General features: G+C 51.4%; 24 protein-coding genes and 1 pseudogene. 21 read left to right on the top strand and 4 right to left on the bottom strand.

Annotation, left to right across the window (positions count from 1 at the left end; genetic code table 11):
• Both IAE30_RS05400 and IAE30_RS05395 read left to right on the top strand, forming a co-directional pair.
• Positions 1-619 (top strand): annotated as a pseudogene (locus tag IAE30_RS05400) (acetyl-CoA carboxylase biotin carboxylase subunit); the annotation flags it as partial.
• Between the two features lie 71 nt (positions 620-690).
• Positions 691-1962, top strand: coding sequence for a Glu/Leu/Phe/Val dehydrogenase (locus IAE30_RS05395; protein WP_200677645.1), 1272 nt, complete (start codon positions 691-693; stop codon positions 1960-1962).
• Between the two features lie 116 nt (positions 1963-2078).
• Here the strand turns inward: IAE30_RS05395 and IAE30_RS05390 are convergent, their stop codons facing one another.
• Together IAE30_RS05390 and IAE30_RS05385 are read right to left on the bottom strand one after the other, a co-directional pair.
• Positions 2079-2543: an SRPBCC family protein gene (locus tag IAE30_RS05390; RefSeq protein WP_200678311.1), complete on the bottom strand. Its 465-nt coding sequence runs from the start codon at positions 2541-2543 to the stop codon at positions 2079-2081.
• A gap of 59 nt (positions 2544-2602) precedes the next feature.
• The gene (locus IAE30_RS05385; protein ID WP_200677646.1) at positions 2603-3268 is read right to left on the bottom strand and encodes a TetR/AcrR family transcriptional regulator; all 666 of its coding nucleotides are present in this window, start codon (positions 3266-3268) and stop codon (positions 2603-2605) included.
• A 79-nt stretch (positions 3269-3347) separates the two neighbouring features.
• Here IAE30_RS05385 and IAE30_RS05380 point away from each other — a divergent pair, with 79 nt between their 5' ends.
• Both IAE30_RS05380 and IAE30_RS05375 read left to right on the top strand, forming a co-directional pair.
• A complete protein-coding gene (locus IAE30_RS05380) occupies positions 3348-4865 on the top strand; it encodes an MDR family MFS transporter (protein ID WP_200677648.1) in 1518 nt (505 codons plus the stop codon).
• Positions 4866-5128: 263 nt separating this feature from the next.
• Positions 5129-5680, top strand: a complete 552-nt coding sequence (locus tag IAE30_RS05375) for a C40 family peptidase (protein ID WP_200677649.1) — start codon at positions 5129-5131, stop codon at positions 5678-5680.
• 40 nt (positions 5681-5720) lie between these two features.
• Here the strand turns inward: IAE30_RS05375 and fhuE are convergent, their stop codons facing one another.
• The gene (gene fhuE / locus IAE30_RS05370) at positions 5721-7898 is read right to left on the bottom strand and encodes a ferric-rhodotorulic acid/ferric-coprogen receptor FhuE (protein WP_200677650.1); all 2178 of its coding nucleotides are present in this window, start codon (positions 7896-7898) and stop codon (positions 5721-5723) included.
• Between the two features lie 450 nt (positions 7899-8348).
• Here fhuE and IAE30_RS05365 point away from each other — a divergent pair, with 450 nt between their 5' ends.
• Positions 8349-9440, top strand: a complete 1092-nt coding sequence (locus IAE30_RS05365; RefSeq protein ID WP_045816581.1) for a YncE family protein — start codon at positions 8349-8351, stop codon at positions 9438-9440.
• Between the two features lie 60 nt (positions 9441-9500).
• On the opposite strand, the gene IAE30_RS05360 is transcribed toward IAE30_RS05365, so the two are convergent.
• Entirely contained in the window at positions 9501-10370 is an 870-nt protein-coding gene (locus IAE30_RS05360; protein ID WP_200538375.1) for an AraC family transcriptional regulator, read from the bottom strand.
• Between the two features lie 753 nt (positions 10371-11123).
• Between IAE30_RS05360 and IAE30_RS05355 the strand changes: the two genes are divergently transcribed.
• From IAE30_RS05355 to IAE30_RS05280, 16 genes are all read left to right on the top strand, one after another.
• Positions 11124-12533, top strand: coding sequence for a sugar porter family MFS transporter (locus tag IAE30_RS05355; RefSeq protein ID WP_200677651.1), 1410 nt, complete (start codon positions 11124-11126; stop codon positions 12531-12533).
• 15 nt (positions 12534-12548) lie between these two features.
• On the top strand, positions 12549-13559 hold the full coding sequence (locus IAE30_RS05350) for a Gfo/Idh/MocA family protein (protein WP_200677652.1): 1011 nt from the start codon (positions 12549-12551) through the stop codon (positions 13557-13559).
• Positions 13560-13593: 34 nt separating this feature from the next.
• Positions 13594-14022 (top strand): PTS sugar transporter subunit IIA, encoded by a 429-nt coding sequence (locus IAE30_RS05345; protein ID WP_200538378.1) that lies wholly within the window; start codon positions 13594-13596, stop codon positions 14020-14022.
• Positions 14023-14049: 27 nt separating this feature from the next.
• On the top strand, positions 14050-14991 hold the full coding sequence (locus IAE30_RS05340) for a sugar phosphate isomerase/epimerase (protein WP_200677654.1): 942 nt from the start codon (positions 14050-14052) through the stop codon (positions 14989-14991).
• Positions 14992-15353: 362 nt separating this feature from the next.
• Positions 15354-15893: a sorbitol dehydrogenase family protein gene (locus IAE30_RS05335; protein ID WP_200677655.1), complete on the top strand. Its 540-nt coding sequence runs from the start codon at positions 15354-15356 to the stop codon at positions 15891-15893.
• Between the two features lie 20 nt (positions 15894-15913).
• The gene (locus tag IAE30_RS05330) at positions 15914-17542 is read left to right on the top strand and encodes a GMC family oxidoreductase (protein ID WP_200677656.1); all 1629 of its coding nucleotides are present in this window, start codon (positions 15914-15916) and stop codon (positions 17540-17542) included.
• Positions 17543-17636: 94 nt separating this feature from the next.
• Positions 17637-18923 carry a cytochrome c gene (locus tag IAE30_RS05325; RefSeq protein ID WP_234472641.1) on the top strand — a complete coding sequence of 429 codons (1287 nt, stop codon included), beginning with the start codon at positions 17637-17639 and terminating at the stop codon, positions 18921-18923.
• Positions 18924-18982: 59 nt separating this feature from the next.
• On the top strand, positions 18983-19483 hold the full coding sequence (locus tag IAE30_RS05320) for a sorbitol dehydrogenase family protein (protein WP_200677657.1): 501 nt from the start codon (positions 18983-18985) through the stop codon (positions 19481-19483).
• A 20-nt stretch (positions 19484-19503) separates the two neighbouring features.
• Positions 19504-21108: a GMC family oxidoreductase gene (locus tag IAE30_RS05315; RefSeq protein ID WP_200677658.1), complete on the top strand. Its 1605-nt coding sequence runs from the start codon at positions 19504-19506 to the stop codon at positions 21106-21108.
• Positions 21101-22429 carry a cytochrome c gene (locus IAE30_RS05310; protein WP_200677659.1) on the top strand — a complete coding sequence of 443 codons (1329 nt, stop codon included), beginning with the start codon at positions 21101-21103 and terminating at the stop codon, positions 22427-22429. The genes IAE30_RS05315 and IAE30_RS05310 overlap by 8 nt, the downstream gene beginning before the upstream one ends.
• Positions 22430-22500: 71 nt before the next feature.
• Positions 22501-23394 (top strand): dihydrodipicolinate synthase family protein, encoded by an 894-nt coding sequence (locus tag IAE30_RS05305; RefSeq protein WP_200677660.1) that lies wholly within the window; start codon positions 22501-22503, stop codon positions 23392-23394.
• A gap of 127 nt (positions 23395-23521) precedes the next feature.
• Positions 23522-23737, top strand: coding sequence for a YdgH/BhsA/McbA-like domain containing protein (locus IAE30_RS05300; protein WP_058960987.1), 216 nt, complete (start codon positions 23522-23524; stop codon positions 23735-23737).
• 91 nt (positions 23738-23828) lie between these two features.
• A complete protein-coding gene (locus IAE30_RS05295) occupies positions 23829-23981 on the top strand; it encodes a hypothetical protein (protein ID WP_197079597.1) in 153 nt (50 codons plus the stop codon).
• A 108-nt stretch (positions 23982-24089) separates the two neighbouring features.
• Positions 24090-24305 carry a YdgH/BhsA/McbA-like domain containing protein gene (locus IAE30_RS05290; RefSeq protein WP_034829885.1) on the top strand — a complete coding sequence of 72 codons (216 nt, stop codon included), beginning with the start codon at positions 24090-24092 and terminating at the stop codon, positions 24303-24305.
• A 185-nt stretch (positions 24306-24490) separates the two neighbouring features.
• The gene (locus IAE30_RS05285; protein ID WP_234472642.1) at positions 24491-25105 is read left to right on the top strand and encodes a GNAT family N-acetyltransferase; all 615 of its coding nucleotides are present in this window, start codon (positions 24491-24493) and stop codon (positions 25103-25105) included.
• A gap of 144 nt (positions 25106-25249) precedes the next feature.
• Positions 25250-25459: a YdgH/BhsA/McbA-like domain containing protein gene (locus tag IAE30_RS05280; RefSeq protein ID WP_045815676.1), complete on the top strand. Its 210-nt coding sequence runs from the start codon at positions 25250-25252 to the stop codon at positions 25457-25459.
• The last annotated feature ends 49 nt before the right edge of the window (positions 25460-25508 follow it).

The following is a 25508-nucleotide window of genomic DNA, read 5'->3' as shown; positions in this document are numbered from 1 at the left end:
ACCAGCGCCGGGCATTACGCCGGAGCTGCGTCGCTTTATCGGCGAGCGCTGTGCGAAAGCCTGTATCGATATCGGCTACCGCGGTGCGGGTACCTTCGAGTTCCTGTACGAAAACGGTGAGTTCTACTTCATCGAGATGAACACCCGTATTCAGGTGGAGCATCCGGTGACCGAGATGATCACCGGCGTGGATCTGATCAAAGAGCAGCTGCGTATTGCTGCCGGTCAGCCGCTGTCAATCAAACAGGAAGACGTGGTGGTACGCGGTCATGCGGTGGAATGCCGTATCAACGCCGAAGACCCGAACACCTTCCTGCCAAGCCCGGGCAAGATCACCCGTTTCCACGCGCCAGGCGGTTTTGGCGTGCGCTGGGAATCGCACATCTATGCCGGCTACAGCGTGCCGCCGTACTACGATTCCATGATCGGCAAACTGATCACCTACGGTGACACCCGTGAAGTGGCGATCGCGCGCATGAAAAATGCGCTGGCGGAACTGATCATCGACGGCATCAAGACCAACGTCGAGCTGCAGATGAAAATCATGTCCGACGAACATTTCCAGCAGGGTGGCACCAACATCCACTATCTGGAGAAAAAACTCGGCCTGCACGACTAAACCAATCCTCTCGCCGCCATTCTGCCGTTGGCGGCATCTTCTATCCTGACAGTAAAAATCTGGAGGTCAGTTTGTCTGAACTTTCCTATGTGACAGGCGACTGTCACTCAGCCTGGTCAACGTATTTGACGCAGGTTAAACGCGTGTTGCCACTGCTTGGCGATCTCAGCCGCTGGGCTGATACGTTAACGCATCCGAAGCGGGCATTAATCGTTGATATCCCGCTGGAAATGGATGACGGCTCAGTGCGTCATTTTGAGGGTTATCGCGTGCAGCACAATTTGTCGCGTGGGCCGGGTAAGGGTGGTGTGCGTTTCCATCCTGATGTGACGTTGCAGGAAGTGATGGCGCTCTCTGCATGGATGACGGTGAAGTGCGCCGCACTGAATTTGCCGTTTGGCGGAGCAAAAGGCGGCGTGCGTGTCGACCCGGCAACTTTATCCCATAAAGAGCTGGAGCGTTTAACCCGGCGCTATACCAGCGAGATCGGCAATATGATTGGTCCCCAACAGGATATTCCCGCCCCTGATGTCGGCACCAACGCGCAGGTCATGGCGTGGATGATGGATACCTGGTCGATGAACGTTGGCGCCACCACCACCGGCGTAGTGACCGGCAAACCGGTGCATCTGGGCGGGTCACTGGGACGCGTCAAAGCCACCGGGCGCGGGGTTTTCGTCACCGGTTGCCGCGCTGCGACTAAGCTGGGCATTGATGTATCGGGTAGCCGCGTGGCGGTGCAGGGTTTTGGTAACGTTGGCAGCGTCAGCGCCGAACTGTTCCATGCGATTGGGGCAAAAGTGGTGGCGGTGCAGGATCACAAAGCCACCTTGTATTTGTCCAGCGGAGTGGATATCCCGGCGTTACAGACGTGGCAGCAGGCTCACGGCAGCATCGCGGGCTTCCCGGGGGCTGATACGATAGCGGATGAACATTTTTGGACGCAGCCTTACGACATTCTGGTGCCTGCTGCGCTGGAAGGGCAGATCACTGCTGAACGTGCCCACCAACTGCAGTGCCGCCTGATTATTGAGGGTGCAAATGGTCCGACGCTACCGGAAGCCGATGATATCTTGCAGCAACGCGGCATTGCTGTGGTGCCAGATGTGATTGCGAATGCGGGCGGCGTGACGGTGAGTTACTTCGAATGGGTACAGGATTTCTCCAGTTTCTTCTGGAGCGAAGAGGAGATCAATCAACGGCTGGACAGCATTATGCAGCACGCGATTGAAACGGTGTGGCATAAAGCGGATGCGCTGAACGTAACATTGAGAACAGCGGCTTACGCTGTGGCCTGTGAACGGATCTTGCTGGCAAGGAAGGATCGCGGGTTGTATCCGTAACGATAGTTTGTTAATTACTACCAAAAGCGAAATGGCGGCTTCAAAGCCGCCATTTTTTAATCGTGAAGGGTATTAGAACTGATAAACCAGGCCTGGTGCTACCTCGTAAGTCATAGTTAAAGCGTCAGTGCATAAGCTTCAAGTTGGTCGGCAACCTTGCCCCAGCCGCTATGAAATCCCATTTTTTCATGTTCGGCGCGCGCCTCAGGGTTGCGGTGTCTGGCAATAGCAACGTAACGCGTCGCGTGCGGATTGAGCGGTTCCAGTAGCAATATTGCGGTCATGAAAGGATGCTCAGCAGGTTTCCATCCTTCTGTATAGGTATCGGTAAAGACCAGTTTACGACCCGGTATCAGCTCCAGAAACACCCCTTCGTTGCGCATTTCACTGCCATCCACTTCAAATACCGTATTAAATCGACCGCCAGGGTGCAAATCGATATCGCAACTGATGACCTTATGAGGCTTCGGCACGAAAAAGTGCTTGAGATGTTCTGGTGTGGTCCAGCAGCGCCAAATCACATCGGCGGGCACTTGCAAGGTACGCTCAAGTTGTAAATCGGTATCGGCATCAAGAATCATCATTTTTTCCTGCTCGCTGAACATCCTTTCAACAGTGTAGATGCGAAGAAAAAATCAGGTTAGCTGAGCGGACGGATACCCTGACAGAACAAGCTCAGTGTATGCTGCACAATGCGCTCTGTATCAAACTCCGGCTCATTGGCGAAGCGCGTGAACGGCACGAGGATCAGGCTCAGGATGGAGGTCATCAACAAATCGGGATTTAACGCCTCATTTAATAACCCCTGCTGTTGCCAGCGCACAATCAAAGCCCTGACTTTGTCGCGTCCCGCATGACCATATCGTTCTTTAATGTGCTGACCTAAGCCGTGAGAACCGCTGGTGACTTCTTGCATCCACAGTGGGGCAAACCAATCGTTGTTCAGTACGATGTCAGCGATTTCACGAATAAATCCACTAAATGTAGTGACAGGGTCACTTTCTTCATTGTTGAAGTGAGCTTCAAGACGCTGACGTAGCGGTAAAAAGCGCTCCTCAACCACCACATCTAACAACGATTCGCGCGACTGAAAATAGTAGTTGAGCATCGCCGGACTCACGCCAGCTTTACGTGCAATCGCATTCAGCGAGGTTTCAGCGATGCCGCTTTCGGCATAAATCGCCAGTGTAATGTCCAACAGGTGCTCGCGCTGTTGTGCCGTGATGGCACCGCCCCGAGGACGTCCAGGACGGCGGGGTTTGGCAGCGGTTGTCTTATCATCAGCTGGGACTTTTTGTGCGGTCATCTTTACGCGCTCACTTGTTTCATGTCAGACTTCGATCAATATTAATTGTGTATTTAATTAATTTCAATTGGTGTCTGATATGAAACCTAAAACACTTGTGCCGCACTCAGGCAGTGGAGAAGAGCGTCTTCCTTCTGTCCGCTTGCTAATGGGCGCATTGATGCTGGTCATGCTGCTTTCCGCCCTTGACCAGACCATCGTCTCGACGGCACTGCCAACCATTGTGGGTGAATTGGGCGGGCTAGATCGGCTGTCGTGGATCGTCACGGCCTACATGTTGGCCTCGACGATTGTTGTCCCGCTTTACGGCAAGTTCGGCGATCTGTTTGGCCGTAAAACAGTGCTACAAATCTCGGTCATCTTGTTTCTCATCGGCTCGGCACTGTGTGGCCTGGCGCAAAATATGGAGCAACTGATCTTTACCCGCGCGCTGCAAGGTCTCGGCGGTGGCGGACTGATGGTGGTCAGTATGGCGGCCGTCGCGGATATCATTCCGCCAGCAGAACGCGGTAAATACCAGGGACTCTTTGGCGGGGTATTCGGTCTGGCGACCGTGGTGGGGCCATTACTGGGGGGCTTTATCGTCCAGCACGCCTCGTGGCGCTGGATTTTCTATATCAATTTACCGTTAGGGTTATTTGCGCTGCTGATTATTAATGCGGTGTTTAAAGCTGATAACAAACGTAAACCGCATGAGATTGATTATCCCGGTGCTGTTTGCCTGAGTCTTGCGCTAGTGGGTATCACCCTGTTTACTAGTGAAGGCGGTACGCTGCGGGCATGGAGCGATCCGCAGTTGTGGTGCATCCTGGCATTTGGTCTGGTCGGGGTGATTGGCTTTATCTACGAAGAACGTCGTGCATGGGAACCGATTATTCCGCTTGGGCTGTTCCGTAATCGGAGTTTTTCGCTCTCCAGTTTAATGGCTTTTATTGTTGGGATGTCGCTGTTTGGCAGCGTTACTTTCCTGCCGCTCTATTTGCAGGTGGTGAAGGGCTCAACCCCGACCGAAGCCGGACTGCAGTTGTTACCGCTGATGGGCGGACTGCTGGTGACATCGATTATCAGCGGACGCATTATCAGTCGTACGGGTCGGTATCGTCTTTTCCCGATTGGCGGAACCTTGCTGGCGACGGTTGGGATGGCACTCATGACGACGCTGACGCTGCAATCCTCGCTGTGGCAAATTTATCTCTACGCCTGCGTGCTCGGAATGGGCATGGGCATGGTAATGCAGGTGTTAGTCCTGGCCGTTCAGAACAGTGTAACGCCGGACCGTATTGGCGTCGCCACATCCTCTGTCACGTTGTTCCGTTCGGTTGGCGGTTCAATCGGGGTGGCGCTGTTTGGCGCGATGTTTAGCCACGTCTTGAAATCGGGTTTGACTGAATTGGTAGAAAAGGGCGATTTATTGCCCGCCACGCTGGACCCGAACGCAGTGCACCATTTGCCGTATGATGTGCAACAAGCGTATTTGCAGGTATTTAGCGCAGCGGTACATGCGGCATTCCAGATGGCGGCGGTGGTGATGGCGCTGGCCTTTATTCTGTCATTATTCCTGCCAGAGTCGCCGTTACGCAGTAAAGCCAAACAATAAAATGATGCCCGCTTGCCACCATCGGCAGACAGATGCTGATGGTGGGATGAAATAGCAGCAGAGTTGGGCGAATTAATAACCTCCGAAGCGAAAATTGGCGAAGGAATATATAATTTTTATCCCAAATACATGATGTTACCTTTGCGTAAACTTAAGTAAAAAAGAAGAGGATTAAAAGAATTCAGTGGCGAGCTATTTATTTTTGCAACTTTTTTGCGGTATAAATCTCTAACCACTGTCTCCCTCAGCGAAAACGTCATCCCATGATCAACTCTGCGGCCAGAAAATTTATCGCCTGTCTGTGTGTTATTACCCTGGCAGGTTGCTCTTCCAAAACTTCTCATGCACCTGCGGAAGAGAGTGTCGATGCTTCAACCGATGGTGGTAAGCAACCCGATTTGATTCCCGTGATTGCGGCATTACACGACCAGATGCACTCATGGGAAGGCACCAAATATCAGTGGGGCGGCACGCAATTAAACGGTGTGGATTGCTCCGGTTTTGTCTGGCGAACGTTAAAAGATCGTTTCAATATTCCAATGGATCGTGTCACAACGCGCGAATTAATTGCCATGGGTCAGCCGGTTGATAAGGCGCACCTGCAACCCGGTGATTTAGTGTTCTTTCGTATCAAACACGAATTACACGTTGGCTTTTATGACACCGACCATCAATTCCTCCACGCTTCGGTTAGCCAGGGCGTGATGCGCTCTTCACTGAATAATCCGTATTGGAAATCGGTATATCTGGAGGCGCGACGTCTGCCACGTGAACAGAATTCGCAGATCAGCTTTAATTATAAAAATAAAGCGTGATGCAAAAAGAATCCCCGGCCTGGCGCCGGGGATTTTTTTATCAGAATTGATATGACACGCTAACCGAGAAGTTGCGCGGCTCACCGTAAACATAGTTGTTCATGTAGGTGTAGTACTCACGGTCGAATAAGTTATCGACGTTAGCTTGCACCGCAACCTGTTTGGTGACCTGATAACGGGCAAACAGGTTTGCCAGTGGATAGCTTCCCTGATACACGCGCTGGGTGCTGCCATCTGGCGCGCTCACATCTTCAAATACGCGGTTCTGCCAGTTAATACCTCCGCCGATAGTCAGATCGGGCAGCATTGGAACCTGATAACGGGTGAACAGCTTAAACTGGGTTTGCGGTTGGTCTGAGCTATAGCGGCCTTCCGAATCGCGCGCCACATAGCGTGTTGCACCGAAGGTTAATTGCAGGTTGTCGGTGACTGCACCGTTCAGTTCAAACTCTGCCCCCTTACTGCGCGCGCCTTTGGTGGCGGTGTAAGCTTGTTCACTGCTGTTATTAACGTAAACGCCGTTCTCTTCTGTCCCAACGTTTTCCTGCTGAATACGGAACACGGCGAAAGTGGCGGTCAAACGCCCGTCATACCAGGCCGATTTCAAACCGGTTTCGTAGCTTTTCCCGGTCACCGGGGAGAGATAGTGGCCTGTGCTATCGCGGTAAGTTTGTGGCTGGAAAATCGAGGTATAACTCGCATACGCTGACCAGGTATCGTTAATGTCATACACCAGGCCTGCATATGGCGTGGTGTTGTTTTTGGTCACGTTGCCGCTACTGCCGTTCGTGCTCCACTCGGTATAACGCGCACCAATGATCAACGACAGGGGATCGGCGAGTGAGAAGCGTGCGGCCGTATAGGCAGATTTTTGGCGGATGACGTCGTTAGCGTTCAGATACCAACCTTGCCACTCCGGCTCGGCAATGTTGCCGGTCCAGTTGTTATTGAAAGGACCCATAGCCGCTGAGGTAATGTCATACTCATCGAGGTCGGTAACGCCATCCTGACTATAGGTCTGGTTGTGTTGGCGGCTGTAGCTCAGACCTGCCATCAATTGGTGCTGGCGGCCTAACAGCTCAAAGGGTCCACTGGCGAAGGCATCAACCGATGTTTGTTCACGTTTACCGCGATCGAGACTTCCCCAGCCGGTCACACCTTCTCCAGTGGTCTCATCAGGGAATGCACTGTACAAACTCATCAGCTTGTCACTGAAGGTATTCTTCGCATGGGTACCATTCACATGGACACTCCAGCCATTATCGAAGTTATGCACAAGGTCGGCGTATATCTTTTGCACTTCGGTGTGATAATAGGTCCAGTCTGCGGCAGAATTCAGGCTGCGGTTGTAATGCGTGAGTGAACCGTTGCTGTAGAAAATCGGTAAACCACCCCAGGTTGGGTCGCGGGTATCTGCTTTTTCATAGTCATAGCCGAGAGAAAGGGTCGTGTTGTCGGTTAAATCCGCATCGACTACGCCGTAGAGGAATTTCTTGTTTTTATGGTAGCGGTCTAGCCAGCTGTCTTGATCCTGATAACCCGTTACGACGCGTCCGCGCAAGGAACCATCACTGTTGAGTGGTCCTGCGATGTCTGCAACATAACGCTGCTTATCCCAACTGCCATAGCTCGCGCTGACTGAGCCCGTGAAATCTTTGCTGTCGGCATGTTTTCGCACCATGTTCACTGAAGCAGAAGGGCTGCCAGCGCCGGTCATTAAGCCGGTTGCACCGCGAACCACTTCAATACGGTCATAGATAGCGGTATCAGATGCAGCATCACCGTAGTTCCAACTGTCGCCCACTGAAGTGGGTATTCCATCATAAGTGAAATTGGTGATTTTAAACCCGCGTGAATAGTATTCAGAACGTTCAGAGTCCACCAAATTACTGGTGATACCGGTGGTGTTATTCAGCACATCAGTGACAGTTTGCAACTGCTGATCCTGCATACGCTGCTGCGTCACCACACTGACCGATTGCGGCACATCACGCGGCGTGAGTAGTAGCTTGGTGCCCGCTCGCGTGGTCTTGACCGCATAGTCCTGCTTCTCAGTGTCATCACTACTGTCACTGGTGGTCGCATTGACCACCAGATCCTGCTGAGTGGTATCGGCAGCCAGCGCCAATGAGGGGTTGAGAAGGGCGTGTACTGCCATAGCCAACAATGAAACGCTGAACGTTTTGCGGATACCTGATTCCCTGCCGATCGAAGACATAATCGTTTCCGTGGTAAATGATGGTGATAAGAAGCCATTACGCTTCGGTTGTTATGCTGGTGGTTGCGTCGTGCTACCCAAAAGGGCAGAACAAACGAATGCACTATCTAATTACGAACGCCAATGATAATCATTTGCTTTATAGAATCTCGCAAGGATTCAATCTGAAGTGTAATAATATGTAAATTCGAGGAAATTCAGTTCACCAGGCGGATTTATAACCCGTTAGTTGCGGACGTTTTCACATTTATCAGGCGAGATTTTACGCGTTTTAGCCCTACGCATCGCCAGATTTGGCTGAACGGTCATTTCATTACGTGGATGGATTAAGCACATAAATCTACGCGAATATTTGATTACTTTTCGTTAATGCGTATGATTCTCATTCTTCTTATATTTTCCGCCCGCTACGATGTGGTCGGAGCCGTTCATCCATTGATGGAGTTCAGCATGAAATCGTTGTTTAGCCCGCGTAAAGCCACTGTTGCTATGGCGATCGCCGCAGCATTTAGCCTGACGGCTTGCCAGGCACCTGCCAAAAAAGCCGAGGCGCCAGCCGCTGAAACTGTAAAACCGGTTGATACCGCAGTGTTGAAACGCGACCTGGGCGATGGTCTGTACGAAATGGCCTACTCTCCAGCATCGAAAGCACTGTTTGTTGCCAGCGCACAGGCATTCAAAGATGTAAACGGCGGTATGATCTATCGTCTCGATCCTGCGACGCTTGAGACCAAGGGTGAGACTCACACCGATCTGAAAAACTTTGGTACAGCCATCGATGAGCAGGGCAGCGTGTTCTACACCACTAACTCACTGGATGGCGCCATCTCCAAAGTGGACGCGCAAAGCGGTAAAGTGCTGCAGCGTTTAGTGTTCCCGGGCAAAATCAGCAAAGAAGGCTACCCAGCGGGCGCGCGTGAAGTGCTGTGGCATGGCAATGAGTTGTATGTCGGTCGAGTGGCCGATCCAGGTTATATCTCCGTGGTCGATACTAAGACCTTCAAGCTGAAAACCGAGATTAAAAATGCGGGCAAATGGGTAACGGGCATTATTTACTCTCCGGTTACTGAACGTATTTATGCGGCCAACGGCTCTGGCGAGATCCTGGTGATTAATCCGCGCACCCACAAAATCGAGAAGCGCTGGACAGCCGGTGATGGTAAAGAGTATCTGTTCCTGAACATGGCAGAAGATCCCTCCACTGGCCGCCTGTTTGTGACTGACGATTCTAAAGGCAAAGCCACGTTGGTCTTTGACGAGCGCACCGGAAAAGTGATCAAGCGTATCGAAGGTGATTCTCTGGGCATTAAATTCGATGCGAAGCGCAATGAGATCTTCATCAGCCAGCGCGAATCGAAGAAAGTACTGCAGTTGGATGCCACCACTTACGCAGTGAAGAACAGTTGGTCATTCGAACAGAATCCCAACAGCCTGCTGATTGGACCGGATAACAATACCCTGTATGTAACCTTGAAGGCTGAGTTCAATAAAGACTCTTCAACTAAAGGTACCGATGGTATTGCGCGTATTGCACTGAAATAAGATTGCGCTATGAAAAGATGCCCTCGAAAGAGGGCATTTTGCTTTTGGAAGAACGAAAAATTAACGGTTAATTTGCCCGGTCAGCCAGAATTTTTTATAGCGTGCAGGTGGAATGCCGACAAGATTATGAAAGATGCGATGGAAGTTATTGACGTTATCGTAACCCACGGCGTTAGCCACCTCAGTGACACCCAGATTGGTGCTCAATAGCAAATTTTGCGCCTCGCCAATTCGGCGGCGCGTCTGATATTGTTTGGGTGAATAACCTGAATAATCTTTAAATACGTGCGCCAGGTAAAATTGATTCATATTCAAGGCTGCGGTGATCGAACTCAGTGCGATATCTTCTTTATAGTGATTATCAATGTAATCTTTGATGCGTTGTCCCAGTAAGGTGTTATTACTCTCCTGCTCTTGTTTGTTTTCAATCCAGATATTGCGGCACAGCAATAACAACACACTCAGTAAGTTATCGCCGATTTCGGCACTGTAGAGACGTTTACTGTTAACGTGCGCCCACATCTGATCAAACAACTGGCAAATTTCATCATAAAACTCACTGCTGGGCATCACGGCAGGTTGGGCGCGCGTGGTGAGAACATTGAGAGGCAAGCCATCAATCTTAAGTTGTTCGACGCCACAGCTGAAGATCAATAAATCGTCTGACGCATCAGGGCTTTCGTCATGGAGAACGTTCGCGTTAAACAACATGATATCGCCTTGCTTGACGCTATAGCCACGGCCATCAATGTTATAGCTGCCACTGCCTGAGCGTATGAACATCACTTCAAAGCGGTCATCATGCTTGTGCATGACGCGAGGAATGGCCTCTTCCTTACCTTCTGCTTTGCACATAAACGCCAGGCGCGGACGCAAACTGTTGTCGAAACCGCGGGCGGAGGGATGTTCATTTATGCAAAAGGTAATCATGGTAGCTCCTGTTGGTATAGCGCTATTCTTGCATTAGTTTTCAGCCTCGTAATCATCAATTTTGCTTTTTACTGATATTTAATCCATTGAAAGGTAAGGAGTTGATGATTTTAGGAGAGTGCCAAGTGTTGATTTTTGTTTTTTAAACCTTGGCTAAAATTTAAGTTTGATCGCCGTCACACTTTTATTTTGATCAAAATATACCCACGCATTAAATACCAGGAAAGTATGATGTTGTGTTGAGGGGCATGAACTTGCAATCAATAGGGATAAGTTGGCGACTAAAATTAAAATATCATCAAAATTGCGGTGCTCGAACAGGTGGAAATACATAATTGCCGAAACCACAGTCGATAAGTGCCATTGAATGCGTGCCATAGTCGCTAAAAAATATTTTAACAAATATGTGAAAGAATGGCTTTTTAATCTGTCTTCATTCTTGCTATGTCAACGCACAATGTTTGCAGTGTGACTTTAATCACTGCTTTTTGTGCTTTTCGTGAGAAATATATGATCTTTCGCACGCTGTTAAATCGTGTAGGCGAGAGCAACTGGTGTTTGAAATTCACTTTGATATAACGTTGTCGTAACGAGAAGGGGACTGACAGCGCGTTCAGCGTTGCCAGAAAATAACAATAATGATGTTGTGCATTAAATAAATGTTCTGATTCAGGCTGCGTAAAATTCCTCAGCGACGACTGACCAAAAAATACGGCTTGCAACGGTTTTACCTTACAACCAGATGGAACAGCTATGTATAATAAAACGAACCTGCAAAATCCTCAGCGCATGCGGTTAATCACCATTGTTTCGACGATTGGTGGTTTATGCTTTGGTTACGATACCGGTGTTATTTCCGGTGCGCTGATCTTCATGAAGTATGACCTGAATCTGACACCTGCGCAGGAAGGTTTTATTACCTCATTCCTGCTATTCGGTGCGGCACTGGGATCGTTATTTGGCGGATATTTATCGGATAAACAGGGGCGGCGTAAAAACCTGCTATGGGTTGCAGCTATCTTTATGTTTGGCGCTTTAGGCACTGCATTTGCCTGGGATGTGCCCTCAATGATTGTGGCCCGCTTTATTCTGGGCTTAGCGGTGGGCTGTGCCTCCGTTACTGTACCTATTTATATTTCCGAATTAGCGCGGGCAGATCAGCGTGAACGATTGGTGACGGTGAACGAATTAATGATCGTGACCGGGCAATTCCTGGCGTATTCCGTTAACGCTGCGATTGTAAACCTGTATCCAGAAATGCAGCACAACTGGCGCATTATGCTGGCTATTCCAGCACTGCCGGGCGCGCTATTGTGGTTCGGGATGTTAATGATGCCTGAATCGCCACGCTTCTTTATTCGCCGTGGCGAAACGGATAAAGCCGTGAAGGTGCTGAAAACATTGCGCCTTCCGGAGGAAGTAGATCGCGAAGTGAAAGAGATTCAGCAGATCGTTAAGGCTGATCAGGTGAAGTTTAATCTGTTCGCCGAGCTAAAAAATCGCTGGGTGATTCAACTGGTTCTGATTGGTTTAATGATTGTGCTGGCCACTCGAGTGACTGGGGTCAACACCATCATGTATTACGCGCCAACCGTCCTGAAAGCGACAGGGCTCGGTGATGCGGCAGCGGTTACCGGCGCGGTGGCAAACGGCATTATCTCCGTATTGGCGACACTGCTGGGCATGGCGTTGATTGGCAAGCATTCGCGCCGAAAAATGTTCTTCACCGGTCAGGCTGGAGTCACCGTTAGCCTGGTATTGATTGGCCTGGCATTTAAATTCTTCTTCCACACTGAAACCGTCAACGGAGTGGATACGCTGCATGCCAATTTCGCCAACGCACCCTATGTCATTCTTGGCTTGATGTTGGTATTCCTGGTGTTTATGCAGGGTTGGATTGCGCCGGTATTCTGGCTGATGTTAGCGGAAATCTATCCATTAAGAATGCGTGGTGTCGGCATGGGCTTTGCGGTATTTGGCCTGTGGATCTTCGACTTTATGATCCAATCCATCTTCCCTTATTTGCTTAGCCATTACGGTGGCGGCATGACCTTCGGTTTCTTTGGTGCGACCAACGTCATCATGCTTATTCTGCTGGTGAAATATTTACCAGAAACGCGTGGCCAGACGTTAGAACAGATTGAAAAGAAATTTCGTTTTTAACCTGAGGATTAATAAATGACAGTCAAAATCGGCTTAATTGGTCTGGGCATGATCGGCCGGGACCATCTGAAACGCTTCCACCATGTTATTTCCGGCGCGCAAGTCACTGCTGTTTGCGATATTAACCACACTACAGCCGATGCCGTGGCCAACGAATTTGGTGCCACCGCGTTTTATGATGCAGAAGAGATGATCAATTCCGAATTGGTCGATGCAGTATTTATCTGCTCTATTGGTCCGGTACACAAAGCACAAATTTTGGCGGCCTTTAACGCGGGCAAGCCCGTATTCTGCGAAAAACCGCTGACACCCACGGCTGATGAATCGAAAGAAATTATTGATGCAGAGGTCAAAGCGGGTAAGCGCCTTTTGCAATTGGGCTTTATGCGTCGTTTTGACCCGGGTTATCAGGCGCTGAAGCAGTCAATTGAGGGGGGAGCGTTGGGCGACATCATGTTGATTCACTGCGCTCACCGCAATCCGTCTGTGCCAGAGAGCTACACGCTCGAGATGGCGGTGAACGACTCCGCCACTCACGAAATCGACATCATTCGCTATTTGTTGAACGAAAACATCACGTCTGTGCGTGTAGACAAGCCGCGTAAGAAAACCAGCCGCGCATTGCCGCACTTGCAGGATCCGCTGATTGTGATCTTCGAAACCGAATCCGGTGTTCGTATTGACGATGAACTGTTTGTGAACTGCCACTACGGTTACGACATCCGCTGCGAGGTGATCGGCGAAAATGCTATTGCCGCCTTGACGGAGCAACAGTTCATCAGCACCCGTTCACTGAACGGCAATGCACAGCACATTGCGCAATCTTGCATGGAACGTTTTGCAACGGCTTACGATCGCGAAGTTCAGCATTTTGTTGACAGCGTGCGTGATGGTCGCGAAATGAGCGGCCCTTCCTCCTGGGATGGCTACGTCGTCGCGCTGGTCTGTGATGCCGGTCTGGCATCGCTGAAAGATGGCGAAAAACATGGCGTGGTGATTCCAGAGCAGCCCGCGCTTTATCGCTAATAACCTAACTTCTCGCGAAAAGTGAGGAATGACGATGTTGAAACTGACGGAAGATGCGCTGCATTTGCAATGTCGGGCAGCGAATAAAACCCAAGCCATTGAGATTGCGGCAAAGGCGTTAGAGCAATCCGGTTATGTAAAATCGGGTTTTATCAATGGCATGTTAGCGCGTGAAAAAAGCGTTTCTACCTATATTGGAGCGGGTATTGCTTTCCCTCATTGTGCGAAAGAGAACCTCGACCAGGTGATTAAAACCGGATATCAGGTTTTCCAATTTCCAAATGGTGTGAGTTGGGGGGCTGGAAAAGTGGTGTTTGTCGTCGTTGCTGTAGCGGCAACCGAAAATGAACATATTCCACTGTTGGCTGATATTGCCAATTTGCTCGGCGATGAAGTGAAAACGACGTTATTAGCCAATGCAAAAACCAAACAAGAATTTATCGAACAATTTGAGAAAGCGTGATTTACGCACCAGATGAAGGATTAAACCATGAAGCTTGCATTATGTACTGACGTTCTGGCGGATTTACCTTTCGCGGCGATGCTGGATAAAGTTAAAAGCTACGGTATTGAGGGCGTAGAAATGACGGCGGGTGGATGGTCACCCTGCCCGCACGTGAAAACAGAGGAACTGCTGGCATCGCCAGAGAAACTGGAGAAGTTCAAGCAAGAGCTGGCTGAACGTGACATGCGGATTGTGGCGCTAAACTGCTCGGGGAACCCGTTGGCGCCGGGTGAATTGGGTGAGACACACACGAAAAGCAGCTATCGCGCGGTTGAGCTGGCAGGCAAGTTGGGCGTGAAAAAGATCGTGATGATGAGTGGCCTGCCAGGTGGGGGGCCAGAAGATCGCGTGCCAAACTGGATTACCTCTACCATCTCATGGCCAGATTATATGCCGGGTGTGATTGATTATCAGTGGAATGAGGTGGCGATTCCATGGTGGAAGAAATTTGTCCAGCACGCCAAACAGCATGGCGTAGAACAAATCGCGATTGAAGAGTTCCCATGCCAATTGGTGTACAACCCTTCGACATTGTTGCGCCTGCGTCACGAGGTGGATGACATGATCGGCATGAACCTCGATCCTTCGCACCTGATTGCGATGGGCGCGGACCCGATTGCTGCTGCACGTAAGCTGGAAGGGGCGGTGTTCCACGTCCATGGCAAGGACGCGCGCATTGAGCGGGGGTTGGCCGACGTTGACGGCTTGATGGAGTATCAACCGGTGACTAATACGAAAACCCGTACCTGGAACTACGTGGCTGTCGGTTGCGGTCAGGATCTGAAGTGGTGGAAAGAGTTCTTCTCTGTGTTGCGCATGACCGGTTACAACGGCGACGTGTCGCTGGAGATGGAAGATCTGACCATGAGCGTAGAAGCGGGTTTGCAGACTTCCATTGATGCGCTGAATGCAACGTTGAGTAAGTAAGATTCTGCTGTTTTGCATGCCGCTATCTCTTTGGGATGGCGGCTTTTTTAATGGTCATGATAAATCCTCACCGCTCCCATCTCGCATCCCCCATCTGTAATGCGACTTACATCACTCAAAGTGATTATGCATTAGCTTTAAATGCCCAACTTCACTCATTTTTGATTTTAAAACATCACTACGTATGGCTTTTGTTTAAGAACCATTTATTATATTAAAAATCCGTGTCGTTATAACGCATCTGATTAACATTGCGTTATGTGATTGTTAACTCGCGGTGCTGTTACGTCATTCAAATAATTAGATTTCTTACCTTCGCTTTGCGATGGGTTTTGAGCCGTGTCACTAACCAGGGATACACCATGAGTAAGTTGCAAGACCTGCCGCCTGGCGAGGTCCAGTTGTCACGTCGGAGAGTATTACTGTCCGGCGCTGTGATCGTGGCAGGCGGCCTGATCACCTCGGCGCTTCCGCGTTTAGCGTTTGCAGACTCGTCGAAAAATTTCATTCCTTTCATGCAGATATCTCGTCTTCTGGTCAATCACAAACTGGATGATGCGGTCGGGCAGCGTATGTTGGCGCTGTTGGAACCCGATCAGCCGGATCTAATGACAAATCTCAATCATCTGCTGGCGATTGCCAAAGCCAATAAGGCGCAGATCGTTGAAGACTTCTTCCCGGCGATTCCGGAAGGTGCTTTGCAGCAACTGGCGCACAAGATCATCTTTGGCTGGTACACCGGCTGCCTCGAACCGAAACGTTCGGCAAAAGCGTTCGCTTATGAACAGGCGCTGACCTGGCACACCACGATGGACACCATCACGATTCCGTCTTACGGCATCAGTGGGCCAAATAACTGGCAGCGCACCAACACACCGGTTCTCCCCGTACCGCAATTCTGACCAATAAAAGAAGATTAAATATGGCAGCTCCTTCTCAGTCACCCGTGGTGATCGTTGGCACCGGCGTGGTCGGTGTGGTGATCGCTGAGCAACTGCTTGATGCCGGCATTCCGGTATTGATGCTGGAAGCCGGCCCGCGCGTTTCGCGTGCCGAAATTGTTGAAAATTATCGCAATCTACCCCTGGCGGCCAAAGGTAATCCGATTGAGTGCTACCCGTCACGCGATTGGGCTCCGCATCCGGAACCGGCAGGGGCGGGCAAAGGGTATCTGCAATTAAGCGGCGAAGACTCTTATGCACAAAGCTATGTGCGCTATGCGGGTGGATCAACCTGGCACTGGGCGGGCACATGTTGGCGCTTAACGCCTGCGGATATGCAATTGCATTCTCGCTACGGCGTTGGCCGTGACTGGGCGTTTGATTATGAGACGCTGGAACCTTATTACGCCCGTGCTGAATATAAACTCGGCATTTGTGGACCGGACGATCCGGCACTGCAATGGCCTCCGCTGCGTTCGAAACCTTATCCGATGCCCGCGCTGCCGTTTGGACCGGGTGAAGCACGCTTTACCGAAGTGGTGCGCGAGAAGCTGGGGTTGCACAACATCCCTACCGCGCAGGCCCGTAACAGCGGCATGTCCTATGACGACCGCCCAGCATGCTGCGCCAATAACAACTGTGTGCCGGTTTGTCCGGTTGGTGCGAAGTATGATGGTGCGACTGCACTTTCCCGCCTCGAAGCCAAAGGTGCCACCATTCTTGATAACGCCGTGGTGTGGCGTATTGAAACCAATGCCGGCAATAAAATCGAAGCGGTGCATTACTACGATCAGCACAAGCAAACCCATCGTGTCAGCGGCAAGCTGTTCATCATTGCGTGTAACGGGCTGGAAACACCCAAGCTGCTATTAATGTCTGCTGATTCACGCAACCCGAACGGTATTGCCAATAGCTCCGATCAAGTCGGCCGCAATATGATGGATCATCCACAAATCACCATGACCGTGACGCTGGATGAACCTTATTGGGCGGGCGTAGGACCGGTGGTGAACAGCGGCATTATGGAAACCTCGCAAGGCGATTTCCGTTCTGAGCATGCTGGTGCTTACTTCCGCTTCAACAACTTTGCGCGCAACCGTTTCGTCACCTTTGGCGCACTGGAGAAAGGGCTGGTGGGTAAAGCACTGGATGAAGAGATCCGCCGCATGACTGCCTGTACCGCCGATATCGTGCTGGCGCATGAGATCCTGCCTGATGCCAATAACCGCCTGACGTTGAGTGATAAAAAGGATTGGCTCGGTCTGCCGAAACCGGCCATTCACTACGATGTGGGCGACTATGTTCGTCGTTCGTACCAGAACTACTCCAAACCAATCGCTGACAAGATTGCCGAAGCGATGGGCGCGATCGATAAGAAGTTCTCGAAACAATACAACCAGAGCAAGCACATCATGGGTGGCACCATCATGGGTAACGACCCGGCTAATTCGGTAGTGGATAACGAGTGTCGCGCTCACGATCACCGCAATCTGTTCCTGCCGGGCGGCGGGGCGATGGCCAGTACCGCCTGCGGTAACAGCACCTTGACGATGGTGGCGCTCGCCTTTAAAGCCGCTGATGCCATCGTCAAACAGGCACAGGAGGCGTAATCATGTTAAAGCTAAAACAGATCGCGCTGCTTCTCGCCCTGGCAAGTGGGCCGCTCATGCCGCTGATGAAGCCTTGGTCAAAAAAGGCGAATATTTGGCGGTAGCCTCAGATTGTACCGCCTGTCATACCGCAGAACATGGACAGCCTTTTGCGGGTGGGAAAGTGATCGAATCACCGGTCGGTGAAATCATCGCCACTAACATCACGCCGTCTGAAATTGCGGGCATTGGCCAGTACAGCGAGCAGCAATTTGCTGATGCAGTACGCAAAGGTGTGCGTGCTGATGGCGCCAATCTCTACCCGGCGATGCCTTATACCGCCTACGCCACCTTGACGGATGATGATATCCACGCGCTCTACGCCTACTTCATGTCTGGTGTTCAGCCGGTGGATAAGACCACCGCAGAGACGCATCTGCCATTCCCGCTTAATCTGCGCTTCTCAATGATGTTTTGGAACGCGCTGTTCTTAAAAGCACCGGGCTACACGCCGGATGCCTCTCAGTCGGCGAGCTGGAATCGCGGTCGTTATCTGGTTGATGGTGCAGCACACTGCAGTACCTGCCACACGCCGCGTGGTTTCCTGATGCAAGAGAAAGAGGGAGAGGCCTTTACCGGTGCGCAGGTGGGACCCTGGTTTGCTCCAAACATTACCGCTAACGCAGTGAGCGGTATTGGTCAGTGGTCGCATCAGGATCTGATGACCTACTTAAAAACGGGGCGTCTTGCGGATAAAGCCCAGGCCGCAGGTAGCATGGCTGAAGCGATTACCCATAGCTTCCAGCATTTATCCGACGCAGATTTAGCGGCGATAGCCGAATATATGAGTAGCGTGACAGATAAAAACGCACCTGCTAGCGGTGCATCACGTTTCGAACAGGGCAAGGCCGCACAAAATTTAGTGGCGTTCCGTGGAGATGCGTTTACCGCACCCACCAGCGATGAGGGTGCGCGTTTGTTCTCTGGAAACTGCGCGTCTTGTCATGGCAGCAGCGGTGAAGGAACAAAAGACGCCTATTATCCAAGCCTATTCCATAATAGTGCTACAGCGGAGCGCAATCCTTCGAACCTTATCGCCACCATTCTCTACGGTGTGCAGCGTCCTACCGCAAAAGGTGATGTCTTTATGCCACCCTTCGGATCCCAGCCGAATGCGCTTAATCACCTTGATGACCAACAGGTTGCCACACTATCGAACTGGATATTGCACCATTACGGTAACGTGGAAGTGACAGTTTCACCTGAGCAAGTGGCTGAGATCCGCCGTGGCGGCCCTTCATCGCCGCTGGTGATGCTGGCGCAGGTTGGTGTTGGCCTCGGTGCTGTTGTGTTTGTTGTGCTGCTGGCGTGGTGGTTGCTGCGCCGCAGAAATAAAAAATAGCTTTAATTTCGACTCTGTCGCCCACGAGCTCGCGGGCGACGCTTTTACTGGAAGACATTATGACGCACTACTCACGCCGCCGCGTGTTGAAGATGGTCGGCCTGGTGACGATTGCCAGCGCCGCAGGCCAGCTTTTACCGTTGCCGCGACTGAATGCCGCGCAATCACTGATTAATGTGACTGGGCTGGACGATTTCATGCAGGTCTCACAGTTGCTGACGCAACAAGAAAACCTCAATGCCACGGTGGGGCGTGCGCTGTTGCTCGCTCATACCCAAACGCAAAAAGGTTTTCTTCAGGCGCTCACGCAGTTGAAAACGCTGTTACAGAATCAGCCAGAGCTGTTGCAACAGGATCATCTGACATTTGCCGCTGATGCAGACAGCGAAAAGCTGGCAAAGGCGATCCTCGGGGGTTGGTATAACGGTGTGGTCGGCAAAGGCAATAACGCACTTTACGTCACTTACGTGAATACACTCGCCAATCTGCTGGTGGATGACAAATTAGTGCCGCCGGGCTTTTCTTACGGCGAGTGTGGTAGCTGGGCACAACAGCCCTGATTCAGAGAGTAATGTCGGTTATGAAAAATAATAATTCCGCTGATGTGGTCGTGATTGGCGCGGGCGTCAATGGCTCGCTGCTGGCGACACGTCTGGCAAAAGCCGGTAAATCGGTGCTGTTACTGGAATCGGGTCCGAAAGTTGGACGCGATCAACTCGTTGAGCGTTTCCGCGCGTCGGCGTTTAAATCTGACTTTATGTCACCGTATCCCTTCTCGCCAAAGGCACCTCATCCGCGCTATACGCCGGAGCCCAATGATTATCTGCATCAGGCGGGGCCACATCCCTTTGCTGCGCAATATATCCGTATGTTTGGTGGCACCAGCTGGCACTGGGCGGCACAATTGTGGCGTTTTGTTCCCAACGACTTCCGTCAGCACAGCCAGTATGGTGTAGGTAAAGATTGGCCGATAGGTTATGAGGACCTGGAAGATTACTACTATCAGGCTGAAGTGATTGCGGGGGTAGGCGGCTCACCCGACAATGGCTCACCGCGCAGCAAACCCTATCCGATGGAACGCGTACCAGCCTCCTGGCTGCAACAGCGTGTGACGGCCCGCCTTGCGCCAGACTTTACCGTTCTGGATGACAGCACCGGTCGTAATAGCCATAGCTATGACGGGCGTCCGGCATGCTGCGGCAATAACAACTGTATGCCGCTTTGCCCGATTGATGCGCAATACCATGGCGGTATTGCGGCACAGCAGGCAGAGAACAGTGGCGTGAAAGTGATTACTGAAGCGGTGGTGTATCTACTCGAGCACGATGCTAAAGGCAATATCGTGGCGGCGAATTATTATGACTGGAACAAAGTCAGCCACCGCGTGACGGCAGAAACCTTTGTGCTGGCCGCTAACGCCATTGAAACACCGAAATTGCTGTTAATGTCGGTCAGTGACAAGTTCCCTAACGGCATTGCGAATGCGCATGACAATGTGGGTCGTAACCTGTGCGATCACCCCGCGATTGGCGTCACCTTTGATGTCGATGAAGAGATCTGGCCAGGCCGTGGTCCTGTTAGCCCGTGCTCAATCGGTCAATTCCGTGACGGCGAATTCCGTAGTGAACATGCCCCGTTCCGCATCGATATTTCTAACGCGTCTCAAGTCGCTGCTGTTACGAAAGAAGTGCTGGCTGAAGGTTTATTCGGCAAGAAGTTGGAAGAAGAGATTCGCTTCCGTGCTGCCCGACGACTCAGCATCAAGAATGCGCTGGAACAGTTACCCGATCCGAACAACCGTGTGACTTTAAGCAGCAACAAAGATGAGCTGGGCTTGCCAACACCTTCGTTGTATTGGGACGTGAGCGATTACGTCACGAAAGGCACCGAAAAAACGCGTGAATGCTATGACGCGATTGCGGCCAAGCTCGGCGCAACCAACATCAAGCACAGCAAAACCGGCAAGTTCTCTAATCGTCAGCACATCACCGGCACGCTCTCTATGGGCCTCGACCCGGCGACCAGTGTGACTGACGCATGGGGGCGCGCACATGATCATCAGAACCTGTTTATGGTTGGCACCGGTGTGATGCCAACAGTGGGCACCTGTAACGTCACGCTCACGGCAATGGCGCTGGCTCTTCGTACCGCCGACAAAATCCTGCAGGAGACGCAACATGGCTAAGCACTGGAAAGCCCTGCTTGCAGCAGGCACGTTGGCGTTGGCTGTTTCACAAGCGCATGCAGCGGATGAGCAACTGATTAAGCGCGGAGAGTATCTGGCGATTGCCGGTGACTGCGGCGCGTGTCACACCGAAGAGGGTAAAGCGCCTTTCAGTGGCGGCCACGCGATTGCCAGCCCGCTGGGCACGATCTTCAGTACCAATATCACCCCCTCTAAAACGGCGGGGATTGGCCAATACAGCGAGCAGCAGTTTGCCGATGCGTTGCGTAAAGGGGTTCGCGGTGATGGCAGCCAGCTTTATCCGGCGATGCCGTATACCGCTTACGCGAAGCTCACCGATGAAGATGTCGCTGCATTGTATGCCTACTTTATGCAGGGTGTGCAGCCGGTAGATATTCAGCCAGAGAAAACGGCATTGCCGTTCCCCTTCAATCTGCGTTTCAGCATGGCAGCCTGGAATCTGTTGTTTATGGACAGCAAGACCTTCCAGCCAGATGAGAAGCAGTCACAAGAGTGGAATCGCGGTGCCTATTTGGTTCAGGGGTTAACCCACTGCAGCACGTGCCATACACCACGTAATTTCCTGATGGCGGAACAGCAGGACAAAAACTTGCAGGGCGCGTCACTCGGTACCTGGTTTGCACCTGATATCACGGCGGCAACCTTGCAGGGCAAACCGCATTGGACACGTGAAATGTTGGCGCAGTATCTTGCCACTGGCCACGCCAGCAACGGCGCAACCGCGGGCGGTCCGATGCTGGAAGCGATCGATAAGAGCTTCTCGCGTATGACGCCAGAAGACCGCCAGGCTATTGCGACTTATTTGTTACCTCAGGATAGCGCCACTGCTGAACCTGCGCAGGCCAATCGCTGGACGCCGGTAAGAGGTGACGATACGCCGCAGGCGGTGTTAAGCGAAGGCGCACAGATTTATCGCAATAACTGTGCATCTTGCCATAACCTGACAGGCGAGGGGCTCAATGGACTGCCGGCACTGCAAAATCATCCGGTGTTGAATAAGCCCAATGCAGACAATGTGGCGATGGCAGTCCTGCAAGGTGTTTGGCCTGAAAAGGGGCAAGGGATGATTGGCTTTGCCGATCAACTCAACGACCACCAAATCGCTACGCTGACTAACTATGTGATGCAAGATATCGGGCACAGCAAAGTACAGATCAGCGAGGAGCGGGTGAAATCGCTACGTGCTGGTGGTGATGCTTCGCCGCTGATGCTGGTGTCGCGCATCGGCATGGTCGCTCTCGGGCTCATCGTGGTGCTGGGGCTATTCTGGCTAGGTTTTAGAAGAAAGAACAAACGCTAACGGCTTTGTCCTATGACAAATAGTCAGCTGTTGTTAAGATGCGTTTTTACGTTATCTAACAGGAGCTGGCTATGTTTTCAGGTCTTAGTGCCTTCCCGCTGACCCCGGTCAATGCGACTGGCATCGATGAAAAATCCTTTCTCTCGCTTCTCGCGCGTCTAACAACGGCAAAAGTCGATTCACTGGGCGTGCTGGGTTCAACCGGTAGCTACGCCTATTTCACCCGCGAGCAGCGCAAGCGCGTGGCGACGTTGGCCGTACAGCATGCGGATGGCATTCCGGTGATGGTTAGCATTGGCGCAACCAGCACGGATGAGGTGTTGCGACTGGCGGAAGATGCGCAGCATGCAGGCGTAAGCGCTTTGTTATTACCTGCGGTTTCCTACCAAAAGCTCACTGAAGACGAAGTATTTGGCTTCTATGCCGAGGTCGCGCGGAATGTTTCACTGCCCATCTGCGTTTATGATAATCCAGGCACGACACACACCGAGTTTTCAAATGATCTTTACGCACGGATAGCCGCGCTTCCCAATATCGCTTCCATCAAAATACCGGGTGTGCCTGCCGACATGGATTCCGCCGCCCAGCGGGTGAGCGCATTACGTGCGCAACTCCCCGCAGAGATAAGTATTGGTGTCAGTGGTGATGCTTCTGCCGGCAACGGTTTAATGGCGGGATGCGATGTCTGGTATTCCGTCTGTGGCGGCTTATTTCCCAACACTGCATTAGCGCTGACACGAGCCGCTCAGGCGGGCGATTTCGCTGCTGTCGTTGAGCAATCCCAGCGACTGGAGCCGCTTTGGACGCTGTTCCGTCAACATGGCGGCAGTATTCGCGTGATAGCGGCCGCAGCGGCACTGCTTGGGCTGGCGGAGGAAAATAACTTGCCGCGCCCGCTGCGTGCTTTATCCAGTGAGCATCAACGGGAAGTCCTTCAGGTGATGAGATCGCTGGGGTTGACCTAGCTCAGTTAACTATTAGTGAGATCATAGTTTTCGCACTAATAGTTAAGATCGATATAGTTTACGTGGTTATTATTGTTTCCATCGAAGGCACACAGCCTTCTCATCAAACAAATCAAGGAATATGACCATGAAAACTATTAAAGCTATGTCAATCGCCGCTGTTGCCGCTCTTTCATTGATGTCTGCTGCCAGCTTTGCACAAACTGTGACCGCAACCTCACTGACTCTGGATGGTGCAGAAGCGAAAATCGCAGCGCAGGCTCATCAGCAAAACGAACAATACAAAATCATTGAAGCCAGCAACGGCAACGTCGTGCACATGACCGCAGAATTGTACAAATAAGTATCGGATGGTTGCACAGGGAAGTGCCGGAAGAGGCCGCCTTACGGGGCGGCTTTTTCCGTAGAGAGGCTAAAGAAATGGAGACAGCATCATGAAACAGAATCATGACCAGATTGATCAGCAAGCCAATGCGTTTGTTGCAGCATTGCGATCGCAGCGCCATGCACACATGCCAGTGATGCGTTTCCATCAGTGGCCGCATTTTATCTCGACAGTACGCACCCTGCTCGCGAACAACAATTAGCCCGATCATAATAACAGCACTAATAGTTAATATGGAAATGATAACCAGGGTTATTATTGTTTCATCGAAGGCACACAGCCTTCACACACAACCCAAAGGAATAAGACCATGAAAACCATTAAAACACTGACCATCGCCGCTGCTGCCGCTCTTTCACTGATGTCTGCTGCCAGCTTTGCCCAGAGCATCTCCGTTGAGTCTTCAACTCTTGACGGTGCAGAAGCGAAAGTTGCCGCAGTAGCACAGCAGCAGGGCGCACAGTACAAAATCACTGAAGCAAACACCAATAACCGTGTGCATATGACTGCAGAACTGTACAAATAAGTTCAGTTTCCGCTTCAGCATTAAGGCCGCCTCCGGGCGGCTTTGCTGTTTCTGAAATCTGGAACACTAACTGTTCTTTTGCGGTCCTTTCCTTATCAGCGGCCAATTCGAGTGCGTCAACCGCCTGGTCCATAGGCAGTTCTGCGGACAGCGCGCTTGCCGGATGGCTCAGCAGCAAGGCCTTAATGATGGCCGCCTTTGGGGGGCATAGTCGTTTCACCTTACCAACCGTTGTTCTTCTTTGTGAGCGTCTTTCGCTATGCTTTACCACAACAGCGAAATGGCAAAGGAGAACCTTGATGAGGAGTGATTATCTTATTACCAGCGCACAGCCTGCAGACATTGATGCAATCGTTGCATTGCTTCAAAAGAATGCAGCTGGCAATGGCGGCGCTTTAAACGGGAATTATCCGCCAGAGCGTGTGGCCGGTATGCTCGATCGCGCCACTGCCCATACGCTGGTGGCTAAACGCGAGGGAACGGTGGTGGGCGTCTTGTTCAGTGCGTTATCCGCGGAACATTCCCCTCCTGTGGTATCAGCCATGTTGGAGGCCTGGCAACCCGGCAGAGAGTGCTGGCTGTATGGTCCGGTATGTATTGCAGTAAGTGAACGCGGTCAGGGATTATTGCGGCCATTGTATGCGGCAATGCGGGAACATTATGGTTCAAAAACTCCGGTGTTATTCATCCAATCCAACAATATTCCCTCATTACGTGCGCATCAGCATCTTGGCATGCAGGAGGTGGCGCGATTTGATTGTGACGATGAGAGTTTCAGGGTTTTGACCGATGCAACTTAAGAAGAGGTCGCATTAAATCATATTCAAATTTTTTGAATTTTATCAGCAAATCCTTCAGCTTTTACTCAACGAGAAGCAGGTCTATTATTTCTCACATCGAGGCGATACGCCTTCAAAACTGAAAATTACTCTGAGGAAATGACCATGAAATCTATCAAAACTTTCGTTGCAGTTGCTGCTCTTACCCTGGTTTCATTCGCGAGCTTCGCACAAAGTATCTCTGTTGATGCTTCAACTCTGGACAGTGCAGAAGCGAAAATCGCCGCCGTTGCTCAGCAACAGGGTGCTCAGTACAAAATTACTGAAGCCAACACCAACAACCGCGTGCACATGACGGCTCAGTTGTATAAATAAGCTCGCCACCCACGATATTAAGGCCGCCTACGGGCGGCTTTGTCATTTA

It is taken from the genome of Pantoea sp. S61 (genome assembly GCF_016625145.1).
In the GTDB taxonomy this organism is placed as follows: Bacteria; Pseudomonadota; Gammaproteobacteria; order Enterobacterales; family Enterobacteriaceae; genus Pantoea; species Pantoea rwandensis_B.
This window is presented reverse-complemented; position numbering and strand designations above follow the sequence as displayed.